General features: G+C 42.1%; 19 protein-coding genes. 3 read left to right on the top strand and 16 right to left on the bottom strand.

Annotated elements, in window-relative coordinates; genetic code table 11:
• A complete protein-coding gene (locus AB7942_RS14465) occupies positions 1-642 on the bottom strand; it encodes a response regulator (protein ID WP_098932725.1) in 642 nt (213 codons plus the stop codon).
• Between the two features lie 215 nt (positions 643-857).
• Between AB7942_RS14465 and AB7942_RS14460 the strand changes: the two genes are divergently transcribed.
• A complete protein-coding gene (locus tag AB7942_RS14460) occupies positions 858-1,250 on the top strand; it encodes a hypothetical protein (protein ID WP_369447388.1) in 393 nt (130 codons plus the stop codon).
• A 195-nt stretch (positions 1,251-1,445) separates the two neighbouring features.
• Here AB7942_RS14460 and AB7942_RS14455 read toward each other — a convergent pair whose 3' ends face one another.
• Positions 1,446-1,613, bottom strand: a complete 168-nt coding sequence (locus AB7942_RS14455) for an aspartyl-phosphate phosphatase Spo0E family protein (protein WP_088089728.1) — start codon at positions 1,611-1,613, stop codon at positions 1,446-1,448.
• 347 nt (positions 1,614-1,960) lie between these two features.
• On the opposite strand from AB7942_RS14455, the gene AB7942_RS14450 reads away from it, so the two are divergent.
• Positions 1,961-2,431, top strand: a complete 471-nt coding sequence (locus tag AB7942_RS14450; RefSeq protein WP_369447387.1) for a DUF6376 family protein — start codon at positions 1,961-1,963, stop codon at positions 2,429-2,431.
• A gap of 90 nt (positions 2,432-2,521) precedes the next feature.
• Here the strand turns inward: AB7942_RS14450 and AB7942_RS14445 are convergent, their stop codons facing one another.
• Positions 2,522-2,977 (bottom strand): hypothetical protein, encoded by a 456-nt coding sequence (locus AB7942_RS14445; protein WP_369447386.1) that lies wholly within the window; start codon positions 2,975-2,977, stop codon positions 2,522-2,524.
• 18 nt (positions 2,978-2,995) lie between these two features.
• Positions 2,996-3,760, bottom strand: a complete 765-nt coding sequence (locus tag AB7942_RS14440; RefSeq protein WP_369447385.1) for a hypothetical protein — start codon at positions 3,758-3,760, stop codon at positions 2,996-2,998.
• Positions 3,761-3,906: 146 nt separating this feature from the next.
• On the opposite strand from AB7942_RS14440, the gene AB7942_RS14435 reads away from it, so the two are divergent.
• Positions 3,907-4,440, top strand: coding sequence for an NUDIX hydrolase (locus AB7942_RS14435; RefSeq protein ID WP_088089732.1), 534 nt, complete (start codon positions 3,907-3,909; stop codon positions 4,438-4,440).
• A 452-nt stretch (positions 4,441-4,892) separates the two neighbouring features.
• Here the strand turns inward: AB7942_RS14435 and AB7942_RS14430 are convergent, their stop codons facing one another.
• The 12 genes from AB7942_RS14430 to AB7942_RS14375 form a co-directional block, all read right to left on the bottom strand.
• Positions 4,893-5,318 carry an OsmC family protein gene (locus AB7942_RS14430; RefSeq protein WP_098932670.1) on the bottom strand — a complete coding sequence of 142 codons (426 nt, stop codon included), beginning with the start codon at positions 5,316-5,318 and terminating at the stop codon, positions 4,893-4,895.
• Positions 5,319-5,389: 71 nt separating this feature from the next.
• Complete coding sequence (locus tag AB7942_RS14425) at positions 5,390-6,064, bottom strand: hypothetical protein (protein ID WP_369447384.1); 675 nt, start codon at positions 6,062-6,064, stop codon at positions 5,390-5,392.
• A gap of 135 nt (positions 6,065-6,199) precedes the next feature.
• The gene (locus tag AB7942_RS14420; protein WP_369447383.1) at positions 6,200-7,162 is read right to left on the bottom strand and encodes a VOC family protein; all 963 of its coding nucleotides are present in this window, start codon (positions 7,160-7,162) and stop codon (positions 6,200-6,202) included.
• 34 nt (positions 7,163-7,196) lie between these two features.
• Complete coding sequence (locus AB7942_RS14415) at positions 7,197-7,982, bottom strand: SDR family NAD(P)-dependent oxidoreductase (RefSeq protein ID WP_369447382.1); 786 nt, start codon at positions 7,980-7,982, stop codon at positions 7,197-7,199.
• Between the two features lie 26 nt (positions 7,983-8,008).
• On the bottom strand, positions 8,009-8,518 hold the full coding sequence (locus AB7942_RS14410; RefSeq protein WP_335437450.1) for an aromatic-ring-hydroxylating dioxygenase subunit beta: 510 nt from the start codon (positions 8,516-8,518) through the stop codon (positions 8,009-8,011).
• 55 nt (positions 8,519-8,573) lie between these two features.
• Positions 8,574-9,878: an aromatic ring-hydroxylating oxygenase subunit alpha gene (locus AB7942_RS14405; protein ID WP_369447381.1), complete on the bottom strand. Its 1,305-nt coding sequence runs from the start codon at positions 9,876-9,878 to the stop codon at positions 8,574-8,576.
• A 102-nt stretch (positions 9,879-9,980) separates the two neighbouring features.
• Positions 9,981-10,763, bottom strand: coding sequence for an aspartate dehydrogenase (gene nadX, locus AB7942_RS14400; RefSeq protein WP_369447380.1), 783 nt, complete (start codon positions 10,761-10,763; stop codon positions 9,981-9,983).
• A gap of 15 nt (positions 10,764-10,778) precedes the next feature.
• Complete coding sequence (locus AB7942_RS14395) at positions 10,779-12,224, bottom strand: aldehyde dehydrogenase family protein (RefSeq protein WP_369447379.1); 1,446 nt, start codon at positions 12,222-12,224, stop codon at positions 10,779-10,781.
• A gap of 12 nt (positions 12,225-12,236) precedes the next feature.
• Positions 12,237-13,925: a thiamine pyrophosphate-binding protein gene (locus AB7942_RS14390; RefSeq protein WP_098932677.1), complete on the bottom strand. Its 1,689-nt coding sequence runs from the start codon at positions 13,923-13,925 to the stop codon at positions 12,237-12,239.
• Between the two features lie 25 nt (positions 13,926-13,950).
• Positions 13,951-14,742, bottom strand: coding sequence for an SDR family oxidoreductase (locus AB7942_RS14385; RefSeq protein WP_369447378.1), 792 nt, complete (start codon positions 14,740-14,742; stop codon positions 13,951-13,953).
• Between the two features lie 17 nt (positions 14,743-14,759).
• Positions 14,760-15,674 carry a VOC family protein gene (locus AB7942_RS14380; protein ID WP_369447377.1) on the bottom strand — a complete coding sequence of 305 codons (915 nt, stop codon included), beginning with the start codon at positions 15,672-15,674 and terminating at the stop codon, positions 14,760-14,762.
• A gap of 135 nt (positions 15,675-15,809) precedes the next feature.
• A complete protein-coding gene (locus tag AB7942_RS14375; RefSeq protein WP_369447376.1) occupies positions 15,810-16,346 on the bottom strand; it encodes a cupin domain-containing protein in 537 nt (178 codons plus the stop codon).
• Positions 16,347-16,403: the final 57 nt, after the last annotated feature.

The raw sequence follows: 16,403 nt of genomic DNA, 5'->3' as shown, positions 1-16,403 counted from the left end.
TTAGTCTACTTTCCCCGTCAGAAAGTAAATCGCGATTTGTGTGCGGTGTTCAAGTTCGGTCTTGCCTAAAATAGACGTGATGTAATTGGCTACCGTCCCCTCAGAGATAAATAATTCCTTGGAGATCGCTTTATTGGAATACCCCTTCGCAATCAAGGACATGATTTCACGTTCCCGCTCGGTAAATCCTGTGAGATCGATTTTTGTTTCTGTTTCTTTGTTTGCCGCTTTTAAATTCGACTTTATTTTTTCTAAAATAACATCCTGAATGATGCTGTTTCCGTGGAACACACTCTTCAACGCATCACGGATTTGTTCGGGGTCATTGTTTTTTAATAGATAGCCCTTGGCCCCATTTTTAATGGCATCGAGGATGTATTCATCATCATCAAATGTCGTTAATATGATTGGCTTGGTGTTCGTTGTTTCGGTAATCACCTTCGTGGCTTCCACCCCATTCATATTAGGCATGCGAACATCGAGCAGGGCAATGTCGACTTCATGCTTTTGACAGTAATCGACTGCCTCTTTTCCATCACTGACGGTGTCCAGCACTTCAAATTCCCCGTAGGTAGATAGAATGATTTTTAGACCTTCTCGAATAAATGAGTTATCATCCGCAATTATGACTTTAATTTTCATAAGTTTAGGAGCCACTTCCTTATTTTTACTCTCTATACCTGCCATTATAGCAAGAAACCTGGAGGAAGATGCATGTCAAATCAAGTGGCGGATTTCATAAATGTGTTCATCCGCCCATTCATTGGACGTTATCATGCATACAGTACAAAAGGTAACCATTTTCAAGGGTAACCAAAAGGACGATTTGTTATCGACAAAAAAGGAGATGTATTTGTATGATGGGAGGACATTTCGGTGGTCACCATGGGGGGCACGACGGCGGGCATCACGATGGACACCATGGGGGCTATCACGACTTTGGGCATCATGATGGACACCATGGGGGCTATCACGATTTTGGGCATCATGATGGACACCATGGGGGCTATCACGGAGGCTACCATGGAGGGTATCACGGTGGGTATCACGGTGGGTATCACGGTGGCTACCCTGGCTATGGCGCTCCATTTGTCGGAGGATTGTTAGGCGGCCTAACGGTCGGTGCATTGTCATCTGGCGGAGGTTATCCATACCCAGTACCTTATCCTGCCCCATACCCTGCACCCTATCCGGCACCTGTACCATATCCAACCAGATATCCATATGGAGGGTATCCCTATGTTGAGTAAGAAACTGATTTAATGAGGTGGAACTGACACTAGGTCGGTACCTTTTGAGCCTAAAAATAAAGCGTAGAAGGCCTCCTCAAAGGACTTTTACGCTTTTTCTCTATGAGAGAGTTATCATGATATACTGCATGGTATCAAGTGCCTTTTCTTTCAAACTTAATTATTATGAATATATTGGATAAATATAATAAGTAATTAAGCAGATATTTTCTCTAGTAAACCCATTTGTAAGTTGATTAATTTATCAAGCCTTTCACTTAGTCTTACCGTTTCACTTGAGGTAAAACCTTTGGATAGCCCCACTGAAATCATTGTTTTTCTTAGATGTTCGATTTTAGTAAATAGATCGTCGTTAGTCATCATCAGAAACTCCTTATTTTGAACTTGTACTAAGTGTACCAATTGTAAGCGAATACAATAAAATAGTTTTCGTCATCAAATATCGACACTTTTTACTATCTTCATAATGTTTATGACATTTATTTTTATAGTGACACTCGGAATATGTTGAATACTGCATTTTGTCATGGAAAAAAGTTCATTTTTTGGACACAAAGATACATAAAGTCAATGGATGATGAATTTCAGAAATAGCACCTTGTTCTACAAGCACTAGAATGAATATTATTTTTGTATCTGAATACATAAATAAGAAGAGCGTAAAAAAACTGTTTCTTCAATAATACTTATGGTGAAACGGAGGTTTTTAGATGAAAAGGTGGTTGACTGTTTTTTCTGCCAGTCTATTGCTGCTCCTGAGTGGGTGTTCTTATTTAAACACGGCATCTGACACGCTTGATTATGTAAAGGAGGCCACAAGCTACGCAGCAACCCTAGACAATTTTGCCGCTGAAACTCCTCCACTTATCAAACAGGTTTTAGATAACCAAGCAGAAGCAAATGAACTCACGGCACAACTCCAACAGATGAAAAATGAGATACAATCCTTTAATACTCTTGATGTCCCGGAAACGGTAAAGGGATTCCATCAGGAAATTATTGAACAAAATAACCTCTTAACTCAACAAATTGACCTCTACTTAAAGGATCTCAAAGACGGCAAACTTAACCCATCAACCCTCGATAACATCAAACTACTTCAACCCGTACAAGAAATCACAACCATTATCGTGCAAATCCAAAAGCTCGGGGCGCAAGTGAACGAAACACTTGGTGCCTGACACCAACAAAAGACGAGATTTTTCCTCTCGTCTTCTTTACTCACTTTAACGCTTTAAACTTATAACAGAGCGGGGGTCAGGCACCCGGTATTATGCCCCCTTTATCGTTGTCATCCCGAGTGCGTTATTTTCCCAGATGATCTTTTCTATGGTTTCCCACTGCTGTTCTTCACAACGAATCATGAGGACTATTTCTGATCTAATGTTTTTTGCTCCACCTTTACTTTTTTTCACAAGTAACAATTTAATCAAAAATCCTAGTAGTAAACCGCTCACTGCCCCAATAATTCCCCATATAATCGGACCCCATTTTAATACATAGCCGTAAATGGCCCCAAGTAGCATGAAACAGGTTCCTAACATGGCGGCAGCATCAAAAAGACTCATCCCGTCAGCCCGATGAATCGTATCAAATAATTTTCGCGGTTCAGATCTTTTATCGAGCGGGGCCGCTAATATCTTATCATTTGAAATTCCGTTTTGTTCCAAGGCTGTGATAGCTAACTCAATAAAAATGCTATTCTCGAAAGTGACAATGACAAACAATGGACAAACACTCACTTTCTACAAAGGGTAAAGGAAATCTTTACTTTGATATTTTTTTCGCAAATATTTGGACATTTCTTTTTCAAACAGTTTGTTGTGTTCAATCGTTAAAACATAAGAATCGTAAATGATGAAAAAATAAATAGAGGGGAAATAAAGGGTCCATTGCATATTTAGTTCATTTATAGCCTTTGTAAACTCTCCCACCATTGAGTAGTTAATCGCTTTAGGAATATGTCCCAAATAACATATGGCTACCGCATAAACAAATATAAAGAATCCTGTAATCACATGATGGAGATACAGATGACCTAAACCAGGAAATAAGGCTGACCAGATGAGAGCTATTGACGGTTTTCGTTTATCCAAGTAATTGACATCAAATGTTCCCATTTGCATGATCAAGACCTGAGCGTCCTCTCGGTCAGCCAATATATACTGCTTGTTTAAATCAACGGTTGTCCGATAACTATCCCAAATTCCAAACATATAAATAGCCAGATAGAGAATCAGCCACCGATTATCCAATACGTCTTTTGCTTTTTCAAATTCACCCAATAAGGTATAAAAAATTCCGAGGTTTACTTTTGCCCGATCATTAATAAATGTCTCCCAGAGAATGAGAATATACCCAGCCGCGTAACGATGCTGCATGATATGCCCAAACCCTGGATAGGAAAAGGAAAAAAAGGCTGAAATCCATGGGTTTTTTAAATGCAGCTGTCCTGTTGAAAATTGGGATAAATACGACCTTTGTCTTCGAAACGGAGGTATTTGATTCAATAGTAAGTTCTTCTCCTTTAAAGATGTACGTCTTCGTTTATCGTTTGCAATTTATGGGATAAATATCCCCGTCAGGTATAATTAGTCAATCAGCCACAATCCATGTAAAATAGTTTAAAGATAATGAAATGTAGAGGTGAATGCGGATGGTTTGGAAGATTAGTAGTTCCATTAAAGAACAGGTAGATCGCTTTGGGGTGATTATAGAAAAGGTCATTGTCCCAAATGGAGAGGAAAAGAACTTCTCCTATTTAGATTTTGCAAAGGGCGTATGTATCCTGCCAATCACGGCGGATAAAGAGATTATCTGTATAAAACAATATCGACATGCGATAAAGAGTTGGCAATGGGAACTGCCTGCCGGGATGATTGATAAAGAAAGTGATGCTCCACTAGAAACCGCGAAAAGAGAACTTGAGGAGGAAACAGGAAATAAAGCGGAATATTGGCTGGATTTAGGAAGCTTTTATCCTTCTCCTGGTTCAACAAGCGAGGAAATCTATTTATTTGCAGCAACAGGCCTCATCGCTACAGAGCAACGATTGGAAAACAGTGAACAAATTGAGTTACATAAGCTAACCATGGAAGAAGTAATGACCTTAATTATTAACGGCGAATTCAAGCATGGTGCGGGTCTCGCCGCGATATTACGATATATGTTAATGACGGAGAATAATTGATGTAGGTTATGGATGGTAATAAGAGGACGATTTAGTCGGCGAAAGGCCATTTGTGTTACGTGACCGTAATCTCTGATATTCCTTGGCTACTGTCACGTAGGACCTTTCTACGTTACTGTACTCATTGATTTTCCTTGGCTTCGGGCACGTAGAATCTTTCTACGTTACTGTACTCTTTGATTTTCCTGGGTTTCGGGCACGTAGAACCTCTCTACGTTACTGTACTCTTTGATTTTCCTGGGTTTCGGTAACGTAGAACCTCTCTACGTGACCCCACTCTCTGTTATTCCTTGGTTTGGGTCACGTAGAACCTTTCTACATTACTGCACCATCTGATATTCCTTGGCTTCGGGCACGTAGAACCTCCCTACATTACCCCAAAACTTAATAGATTTTTCTACAAAGCATATAAAGTAAGAAGTAACACCAGTTGGTTGTTACTTCTTTCAATGTTATATTGTTTTTTCACCCTTTACCCCATTAATAGAGTAGCTGACGGTTATTTCTGAGTTCAAGGAATGGGAAACGGAACAGTATTTGTCCTTCGACAATTGAATCGCCCGGATTACCTTATCTTCAGGCAATTCTCCTTCTAATGCATAATGAATGTTAATCGTTGTAAAGCGCTTAGGATGATCTTCGGCACGTTCGCCTTTAACATCCATATGAAAAGCGGATGGCTCTAAGCGCATTTTATTCAGGATCGAAATAATATCAATCCCTGTACAACCTGCCACCGCCTGTAGCAGCAGTTCCGTCGGTCTTGGGCCCGAATTCTCTCCTCCGACTTCTGGAGCGGCATCCATCGTAAATTCATGTCCAGAAGGAGTAACCCCCGCAAACGCCATTTTCTCTTTCCAGTTAATTGTTAATTCCATACTCATTCCCCTTTCACTTTTATATTCTTACCCATTCATTACTTCCTTATTTTACATGATCATTTACCGTTTTAACCTTTAGTCGACTGGGGGGCAGACCCCATTGCCCCTACAAAGTTAATCTCTAACTTTCCGTCCTGATTGGTAATTTCAATGACTTTTTCTTCAAAAAAGTATGGGGCATCATATTTATCTTGTTTCTTGATCGTTGCATAATTGTTTTTCGCGGTGAGAACTGGGAAAACTACATTTGTTTTCTTACCTCCACCATTCTGCACAATCTCCACTTCAGCCATTAACATGACCTGTTTACTAGCGATGGCAAAAAACAGCCTACCGATCTCTCTTCCGTTTTCAGTGATTTTCACATGCTGTAGTATCGAGATAACACACACAATAATATCGTTAACTTGTTCATTGGATAAGCCCTTTAATTGGCAATCAACCAGCACTTGATTGATGCCATTTTTTATTTCCTTGAATGAAAATACCTCTTCTATCTTAAGAGTCGTGTTCATTTTTGCGAGATTAGCAAACTTATTTCTTGTCTCGCAAAGATACTCCGTGACAACCCCAGGCTTCGTACCTCGGCTCACAACAAAGCCCGCCAGCTCCTGAAGACAGCTATTGCCATTGCTGTTATTGCTAATAAGGATTAAAAAGGCGTATACATCCTTCTCATCCAAGCGATTATCCAATAATTTTTCATAGTAATAATTAATTAATGTCCGTTCTTTTCTATCCATTTTATGACCCCTAAATTTAATGTTTTTCGAAACCCAAGTATTTTCCCAACTCCTATTGTACAATTTTTCACAATGAAATACAGGGCAAATAAATAAGACAAAACGGAGAGTCCAAGGGCTCACCATTTTGTCTTATCAAAATCTTTCAAGTAATTCGATGATTACTTTGTATGTAGATGAAGTATCCATGTAAGCGTATCGGCCTTTACCGTTCCAGAAATTACCTCTTTGGATGACGGGATAGCCCAGGTCCTCCAGCAATTTCACTTTTTCCTCGATATCATTAACCACAAAGGAAATATGATGAACACCTTCTCCTTGTGTTTCGAGGTGCTTTTTCCAAGTGCTTGGTGAATCACCCGGCTCAATTAATTCAAGTTGAAGTAAAGGGGTATTAATAAACATATATTTCGAGTCAGCTTCAGTTGGCTTTCCTTCAAAAATAACCTGAGTTAGCTCACTCGGACCTGATTGAATCACTGGAGGTTTTTCCACGCCCAGTAACTTGCAATACGCCTCGGCAGCGGCATCCAAATCTTTTACGACAATTGCCAACTGCTCGACTTTATTGGTTCCTAATAAAGGGGTAAAGATAGCTGTGGTAGGGGCCGTATCTCTCGGAACAGCACTTTCTAGGAGTTCCAATAGTGTCTTATGACTTTTTAACGTATCCACATAAACATATCTTCCATCACTAGACGTAAATTCCCCGCTCTGAAGCAATGGGAAACCGTTCTCCTCAAAAATAGGAAGTTTCTCTTGAATAGCATCGACATCAAAGGCGATATGATGAATTCCTTCCCCAACAGTATCCAAAAATTCACGCATCGTCCCAGGTTCTTGGTTGGGTTCAATCAATTCGATTTGAACAGTCGGCGTGTTCATAAATACTAGTTTACTCCGAGAAGCACTTGGCTGACCGCGAAAGACCACTTTAGAAACTTCACGATTGCCTGTTAAGAACCAATTTGGTTTTGGTATCCCAAGAAGTTTCGCATATGCTTCCGATGCCTGCTCAATATCACGAACAACGAATGCAATTTGATTAATGACGTTATTTCCAGCTAACGGCTTTTTTTCCGTCAATGATTCGGTCAATTAAATTCACCTCAATTAGTAATTCGGATACAAATCAACCTAGCCCGCGAACAGCTAATCCTCCATCGCTTGAAATCACTTCACCCGTAATAGCACGTGCCTGTTCCGAAGCAAGAAGTAGATAGGCCCCAACATGATCTTCAGATTTCATCGCAATTTGTAGCGGGTTCCGTTTTTTTATGCTTTTCTCTTTCGTCTCATTATCGACCATTTTTACAAAGGGCTGTAGAGGCGGAATGACATGTAATGCCGTTACCGTTCCTCCAGGTGCCACCGCATTCACCCGGATTTCCGGTGCTAATTCAAACGCCAGTTGGCGCATTAGTCCAATTTGAGCATGCTTACTCGCCGTATACCAAACCCCGCCGCCATCCGGATAAAACCCAGCACCTGAGACAGTGAAAATCATATTCCCTGCTGTTTTTTTAAGTTCCGCAGTGACCGCTTTTGCCCCATTAAAATATCCTTTTACATTAATATTGAACAGGAGGTCATAGGCATCTGACATGGCTTCCGGTGTAACGGTTTCAAATTTGGCAAAACCATCGAATACACCTGCATTGGCCACAAAGACATCTAACTTTCCAAAAGTTTCTACAGCCGTTTGCACTGCTCGTACATGATCATCATAGATCGTAACGTCGCCTTCAATGCATTGAACCTGTTCACCATATTGCTGTTTGAGCTCATGTAAGCCTGCTGCAGACCGATCAAGGATGGTCACAACGGCGCCCTCTTTTACAAATGCCTCGGTGACAGCCCTTCCAATTCCGGAGGCACCTCCGGTCAAATAAGTTGATTTCCCACTAAGCTGAGCCATCAAGGTGCTCCTTTCTACTTTAGCTTCTATACAAATATAGCCAGATTTCTAGTATTTAAAGTCGTTTGATCTACAATGAATACGCGCTTAGAAAGCTTCCATTCCCCGTCAACATACGTGAATTCATCCTGACGTTCACCTGAAATTAAATCGTGATGAATATCGGTACTTCGGCTGCGATAAATCGTCAAATAGCTGTTAACAACCGCTGTTTCATTGGGAACATACTCAAGAAGGCGAACATTATTGACTGACCTTCGTGTACGAGACGGCGGGATTTCCGCCCAGGCATAATCTGTTTTTAAACGGTCCACTCTAATTTTCAATAATTCAATGTCATCATCAAAAGCAAACATATCGAAGGAATAATCGGGACGTTCAATCCCTTCCTTATTAACCCTTACCGGCATTTGATAAGAAATGTCTGGGTGCAGCAAACTAAACCAGCCATCAAAATCAATATCATCGAGAAACTTCGCTTCCCGGTATAACCATTGCTCCATTTCAAAGGTTGCAAGCATCTTCTCTAAACTCATCATGACTCCTCCAATCTTTTTTTGTAGGCGCTTTCTCTCTTCAAAAAATAAAACCTTAAGAAGTCATGAGATCGAGCCAGTAATGATAAAAGTTCCTTTGATTGGCCTCGGTGAATTTATCATCAAAAACGACACCCGGTCCAATAAAATCTTTCACAGGCTTTCGATGTAAGCCCATCGTATAATTAAAGGTCAGCTGCTTCACTAATGGCATCGTCCCGGAGGCTGCAGCAGTAATATCGGTAAATACCTCTGTGTCATCTTGTTCAAAGATTCCTGACGGGCTGAAGGTTAAAACAAACGACTCACGAGATCGTCTTTTCCAATCGGCTGAAGCATTTTTCTCCACTAAAAACCAAGTGATCACTTCCATTTTATCGACACCAACCGGCCGCCATAGACGAACCGAAGTATTCGAAATCAACTGGCCTTTTACCTTCGTATGAGAAATTAAGAAAGATAGATTGGGAAAAATATTGCCAATCATATTTTTTAGATTAGACAAAACGTCATACTGCTCTGCTGTTAAATTAGACTTATATTCTTCTTTAAGTTCCTCTGGAAAGGCAAAATCAGGATTAGGCGTGCCTAGATTTAAGCCATGCCCCTTGTCAGTATGAATTTGATAACCCTTTTTGGAATAGGTAGCACTTGGGACCATTCCCAATTTGACAATCGAGCCATGCGTAACCATGGTATGATACGAATCACCTACAAAGTTATCCGCGCCAATTTTCCAGTTCGAATGAATAATAAATCGTTGCGGCGGCCCCAATACTTCCATTTCCGCCCGGCCTGCCAAAATATCGAGATACCATTTAAAATCGCCTAAGAAATCTTCTAATGGTTCAGCCTCGTCATTCCAAGTCCCGAACATAAGACCCTTGTAGGTTTCGATTCTAACTTGATGAAGCCCTAAACCAGATTTATCCAATCCCTCACCATAAATATCTTTTTGCAGCGGTACCCCAACACAATCCCCATTGTTTTTAAAATTAAACCCATGATACGGGCAAGTAAATAAAGATTTATTTCCTGCATCCGCCCGGCAAAGCTTCATGCCGCGGTGGGTGCACATATTATAGAGACAGCGAATTTCACCATCAGCGCCTCGTGTAATAATGACAGAATAACCAGCAACATCTCTTGTAATGAAATCATTTTTATTGGGAATTTCTGATTCATGACCAACAAATATCCATGTTTTTAAAAACACCTTTTTATGTTCAAGATCATAGATTTTTGGATCTCCTAATAGAGAGGCAGGAATCGCGCCAATTTCTGGCTGAACGGATTCACTTAAGTATTCAACAACATCTTTTTGCGACATGTCTTCTAGATTTATGTTTGTTTTAACCATCAACTATTCCCCCTAACACTATTTTCTTATACTTTTTCCAGGAGAATGAGATCAAAAATCTACGGGTTTCCCCTGTTTTCTTCCATATAATATTTTTAACACTTATCCCATTTTAATGACCGCATCTTTATTTTTCAATGCGGACAGCACACTTAATGCAGCCAAATAACTTGTTTTGGGATTATTAGGCATCGGATCATTTTCCACTTTTAGTAATAATGTTCCGAAAGACCCTGTTGCCTCAATCGAATGACTATTTTTCCTCACCGCTGGATCGGAAATAATTTTCACACCTGTTTGCTCTGGTCCGAGGCCCGCCAAAGACAAGATGATCGATACATTAATATTTTTCGGGAACAATTCAATCGCTTCAGCCGCAGAGCCCTCGAACATCACTTTTTCTTGATCGGCAGGAGCACCAGGCAATGCTTGTGGCGGTTTCCTAGTTGTAATCGAAACAGATTCTAGTTCGCCGATCGATTTCGCCGCTTTTAGAACATCTAATCCACCAATGGCACCTGATGGTAAATAAATTTTTGTACTGCTTTCTTGACATATTCTTTCTAGATTTCGAAAAAAATCCACATCGGCTAAGGCGCCAATACTGCTTAACACTAAATCTTTGCCGCTTGCTAAGATCGCCATTGCATAATCTTTAACTACTTGAATGGTCGCTGCTTCAACAACAAGGTCAATATTAGACTGGATAAGTGATTGAATATCCGAATAGTTTTCTACTGCAAACTCAGTAGCAAGCTCCCCGGCTGCTTGCTGATTCCGTGTATAAATACCTACAATTTTACCACCTGTAAGAAGACCCTCAATATTGATGCTTTGAAGGAGGAACTTTCCAATATTTCCTCCGCCAATTAATCCTATTCTCATCTGATGCCCTCCTTCTTAGTTGGCCAAACCGTATGAATCAGCAAAATATTCGAGTCCGCAATGTCTCGTTTCACGGGACAAGCCGCTTTCTTTTAGGCCAGGAAAATCAAGATGGAGATCCTGGAAAACGGTATGATTATTATAAAAGACGGCGCCTGCTTCTAATCGATCAGCTAATTTCACGGCGAGCAATTCATCCTCCGTCCAAACAGACGCTCTTAACCCGAATTCACTGTCATTAGCGAGCCGCACTACTTCATCTACATCTGAAAACGGTAAGATCGGAATAACCGGGCCAAATTGTTCGGCACGAACGATTTCACTCTGTTGATCCACACCAGTAATGATCGTCGGCATAATAAAATAACCTTGTTCCCACGATTCCGGATCTAACTGAATTCCTCCAGTAATGACATTTGCTCCTGATTCACTTGCTCGATTGATCAGGCCATTTACATAGTCATATTGGGATTTGTTATTTAATGGACCCATTTCAACATCCGGTTGAATCCCATTCCCAACCCGAATACGGCTAAATTCCTTCGTTAATTTTTCAATGACTTCCTCATATCTGGATTCGTGAACATAGATCCTTTTGATGGCGGAGCACACTTGCCCTGCCGCGCGAAGAACCCCAAAACGGAGACGTTTGATTGCTTCGTCATCCAACTTAGCATCAGCAAGAAGAATTGCTGCATCATTCCCGCCCAGCTCCATATACAGTTTCTTTACTGTCCCAGCAGCAGCACGCATAATTTCTTTGCCTGTTTCCGTACTGCCGACGAACGCAATCGTACGGACGCGCGAATCAGAACAAAGGGCATCACCAATCACACCGCCAGAACCGGTGACAACATTGATAACCCCATCTGGAAAATAGGAAGCTACCACTTTCAAGAACGTCATGATCGTTAATGGACAGCTGGTTGCAGGCTTAACGACCACCGTATTTCCTGTCAACACAGCGGGAATGACTCGTTTAAAGGTAAGAATCAGCGGTGAATTCCAGGGAGAAATGATAGCTGCAACCCCGCGCGGACGCTTGCGGATTTGCACCTTTTGACCTCCAGGCAAACTTTCAGGTTTCCACCATTCTAGTAATTCTTCTGCCCCTTGTTTCATTATATCGACTACTCGAAGCAAATCCTTTTTCGCTTCAACTAGGACCTTGCCATTCTCGCGAACTAACAAACTGACATTCTCTTCCACGATTTCCTTAATCTCATCAGCTGCGAGCTTCATCCGGTTTGCCCGATCCTCTATGTCACTTTGCGACCAGCTTTCATAGACTTTAGCAGCCGTTCCCACCGCTTGATCTACATCCGCTTTTGAACATAAGGCAACTTCACCGACCACTTCACTCGTATGTGCTGGATTGGTGACATTGGCTGTTCTTTCCGCTTGAAGCCACTGCCCGCCAATCAGGTATTTTCCTGAAACAAATGGATGTGTTGAAATCACACTAATTCCTCCCTATAACTTTTTCGGTTTGAAAGCATCTGCTGCACCTGGAGGACCTCCAAAGGGTTTCGCCATTGGTCCGACCGCTTCCATGTCAACCACAATCATCGTTGGCTTTTTACCAGCAACGGCCTTTTCCAGTTCAGTGACAAATTCTGTGGCTGAACCGATCCGTGAGGCATCAAATCCCATCGATTGCGCTAGTAGCACAAAGTCAGGGCTCATTAAATCAACGGCAACTTGACGACCATAGGCCGCACTTTGAATATTTCGAAGCACCCCGTAACCCGCATCATCAAACAGGACCACAATCAACGGTAGTTTTTCCTGGGCCGCAGTGGCCATTTCACCGACATTGACCATAAATCCGCCATCGCCTGCCATCAGCACAACCGGACGATCCTTAAAAGCCATTTGCGCACCAATCGCTGTTGGCAGCCCTTGTCCAATCCCGCCGCCGGACGCGTGAATCGATGTCCTAGGTTGATAGATTTCAAATAAGCGGCTTCCCCACACATTCGCCTGAACGGTTACATCCCGGACTAAAATCGTGTTTTCTGGTAACACGTTTCTCATCCCATCGAGGATTTGCTCATAAGGACCCAGTGTTGCTCGTAACTGCGTCCGCAATTCTTCCCGAACGGACTGTACTTCATCTAGATAGGCAGGATCTGGAACGATTGATTTCTGTGATAATGCCTGATTTAATCCTTGTAAAATTTGTTTCGCATCGCCTACTAATCCATAGGTCGCTTCATAGTTACGATTAATCGCCTGCCAATCCGCGTCAATCGAGATATGTTCTTTTGGAACAGGGACTTTCCAATTGGCTGTTTCATTCCCTCTAAAGCGAACCCCAATACTGATCAACAGGTCTGAATCTTTCAGTAGGTTTTTCGTTAATTCATTCGCAGCAAAGTGACCGATACATTGTGAATGATTTTCAGGAATGCTTCCTTTTCCAGATTGGCTGGTGATCACGGCCGCCCCAATCGTTTCTGCCAACGCGGTAACCTCATTTGAGGCGCCAGATGTAATCACTCCTCCTCCTGCCCAAATGACCGGCCGGCGAGCATGACTAATTTTGGCTAATGCCTCTTCAGGAATGGATGGAATGGTTTGATTGGTTGGAGCTATTAAACTGATATCCTCAATCGGATGATTAGGGATAATGGCTGATTGAAAATCAATGGGGATTTCAAGTGTTACTGGTCCTGCCGGATAGGCAAACGCGTCTTGTATGGCTTGCCGGACGACGGCAGCTGCCTGCTCTGGTCTTCTTAAGCGAACTGCTTTTTTACAAGACCCTTCCATCATCGACAACTGGTCTTTACATTCATGGATATATCCTCTGCCCGTTCCTAGGTAAGGGGAAGCCACCTCACCGGTAAGATGAAGAACTGGTACACCTGCGGCCCATGCTTCAATTAACGAACCTGCCGCATTTCCGGCACCTGTTCCCGTACTCGTAATCACGACTCCCAATTTACCCGTTGCTCTGGCATAACCATCTGCCATATTTGCCGCGCCGCTCTCACCGCGGGAACAGACTAAATGAATGCTTCCTTCCCGGAGAATCGCATCATAGATCGGCATATTGTGTATACTGACAATTCCAAACGCTGTTTCCACTCCAGCACGGACAAGTTCTTTTACAACTGCATCTGCTGTGGTATATTCCATCTGATTTTGTTCGCTCATCATTCATTCCTGCCTTTATCAGTAATTAAAGCGCTTTCCCCAGCGCTCCAGCTGTTTCAATGGTTGAACCCGCTACATAACTCGCTTTGCTTGATGCTAAAAATAAAATCACACTCGCCACTTCTTCTGCTTCGCCAACTCTCCCTAAAGGGATATTTCGCTTTTTGGCTAAGTCAGAATAATAGTCTTCTGCGTTCATATCTGGGGCATTTTTCAATCTTCTTCGCTCCCATTGATCGGTACGAATCAACCCTAAGCTCACTGAGTTGACTAAAATATTATCGAAAGCAAGCTCTTGCGATAGAGTCTTACTTAAATTCAATAATCCGGCTCTTGTTGCCGCCGTCGCAATCATATGTCTTTCCGGCTCTTTCGCTAACGTAGCATTGATATTAATGATGCGGCCGCCGCCATTCTTAACCAAATAAGGATGAACCGCCTTCACAGCATAAATAATCGCAAAGTATTTCAACTGGATTTGCTGCTCCCATTGTTCATCCGTCACATCAAAAAAGTAACCCATGACACTTTGTCCAGCAGCATTCACAAGGATATCAATCCCGCCAAAGTGTGTCGCTGTCCCGTTGATAAACGCGTTAACATCATCCTTATTAGTCACGTCACAGGTTGCTGCAAAAATCGAATCGGCTGGTCCAAATTTCAGCAGGTGATCAAAGGCTTTTTCTTTCCGCTCGCTATTTCTGCCGCAAACCGCGACGCGGGCACCTTCCTGAAGAAACATTTCTGCTGTCTTTAAGCCCACTCCAGATGTTCCACCCATAATGACCGCTACTTTATCCTTTAATCCCAAATCCATTATGACACCCCTTCCTGCTATACCAATGCTTTAACATCTACCCAGCCTGGGTCTGGCTCGCCGCCCATTGCTGCCCGTGTTTCCGGTTTTGGAGGGCCGGCAATTCCCCATTGGTCCATTAAATGTGGCACTCGCTTCCAGACACGCGCTCTCCATTCTGACTCATCTTCAATCGTTTCCAAATAACAGGTATACTCCATCACAAACTTCCCTGGATCTTGGAAGTAACAAAAAACATTGTTTCCAGGACCGTGGCGTCCTGGGCCCCAAATCTCTTGATAGCCTGCTTTTCTGACATTACTGATTCCTCGCATCACTTCATCCACCGTATCCACTTCGTAGGCAATATGATTAACAGAAGCGTGAGCATCCTGATTGAAGGCAATCGAGTGGTGTTTCCTGTTACAGCGTAAGAAGGACATTTGGTGCTCGCTCCAGTCGGTCACCTTAAACCCTAGGACATTCGTATAAAAATCAGTAATCATATCAAGGTCTTTCGTATTCATTACGACATGGTTCAGTTTGACTGGATCGACATTTTTCTTGTTCCAAATCGAGGTATGGATTTCCACCCAAGCTGATAATTCGATACAGCGATTTTCTGGATCGACAAAACGCAACCCATAACCTTTTCCTTCCTCATCCAAATAACCAGGCGGAAAAACAATCTTCACACCTTTTGAAGCAAGGATTTCTGCCGCTCTGTCGACTGCGTTTTTATCCACCATTCCGAATGCAATATGGTGCAGCCCTCTTTTTTCTCCTGCATGCAAGCTTAATATATGGTTTTCAGGGCCGGCCCCGCGAAAGTAAACAGACTGTTCATCTTGAGAAACCTTATCCAAGCCCCAAATTTTCTCATAAAATTCAGCTTGTTCCTTGAGAACGGGGGTAATTAAGCTAATATGCCTTAAATGTGTGATTCCTAACATCCTGCTACCTCCATTTTTTCGTTTAAAGTTAACAAGGATGATCCCGCATGAAAATAAGAGGACCATCCCTGTCAACGAACAAATTCTTAAGTTTCAGGGAGTATGTTTGCTGAGAAACATCTGCCTATTGAAAAATTATTTTCCGTTAATAACTGCTTCTCTTTCCTTTGCACGTTTGATGCGAAGTTCTTCTAAAGCACTTCCTTTTGGATAGGTCGGTAAATTCGGCTTAACAGCACCCAGCATAACGAGCATTAATGCCTCTTCATCGCTATCATTGCGCAGTCCGCGATAGACGCCTGGAGGAGAGCTGATACAATCCCTTTCATTTAAGACGATTTCATGGACTTCACTTTCACCCTCTTCTTGGATGAGTGCAGTCACACTGCCTTTTAAGATAAAGAAAACTTCTTCCACATCATCATGTAAATGAAGTGGTCCTTTACACCCTGCTGGTAAAACCATGGTGCTTAATGTGAAGTGTTCTGCAGCAATCACATTTGCATCATTATTAGCCGTGGCACCGCGGCCGATATATCTCATCTGTGCTCTACGATAAGCTGGGTCCACTTCTTCCTGAAACTTCAACACGTTAAAATCTAGTGAGCGATCCTTTAACCTCGCCACATATTTTTTCTCAAACGCTTCAACTGAAAACTTTTCCTCAGACATTTACAACACTCCTTCTTGAATATGTTTTATATACAAAACGTTGTTTCCTTTATAAAC

This window comes from Neobacillus sp. BF23-41, from assembly GCF_041106275.1.
Note: the sequence above shows the minus strand (reverse complement) of the source record. Positions and strands in the feature narration are given on the sequence as shown.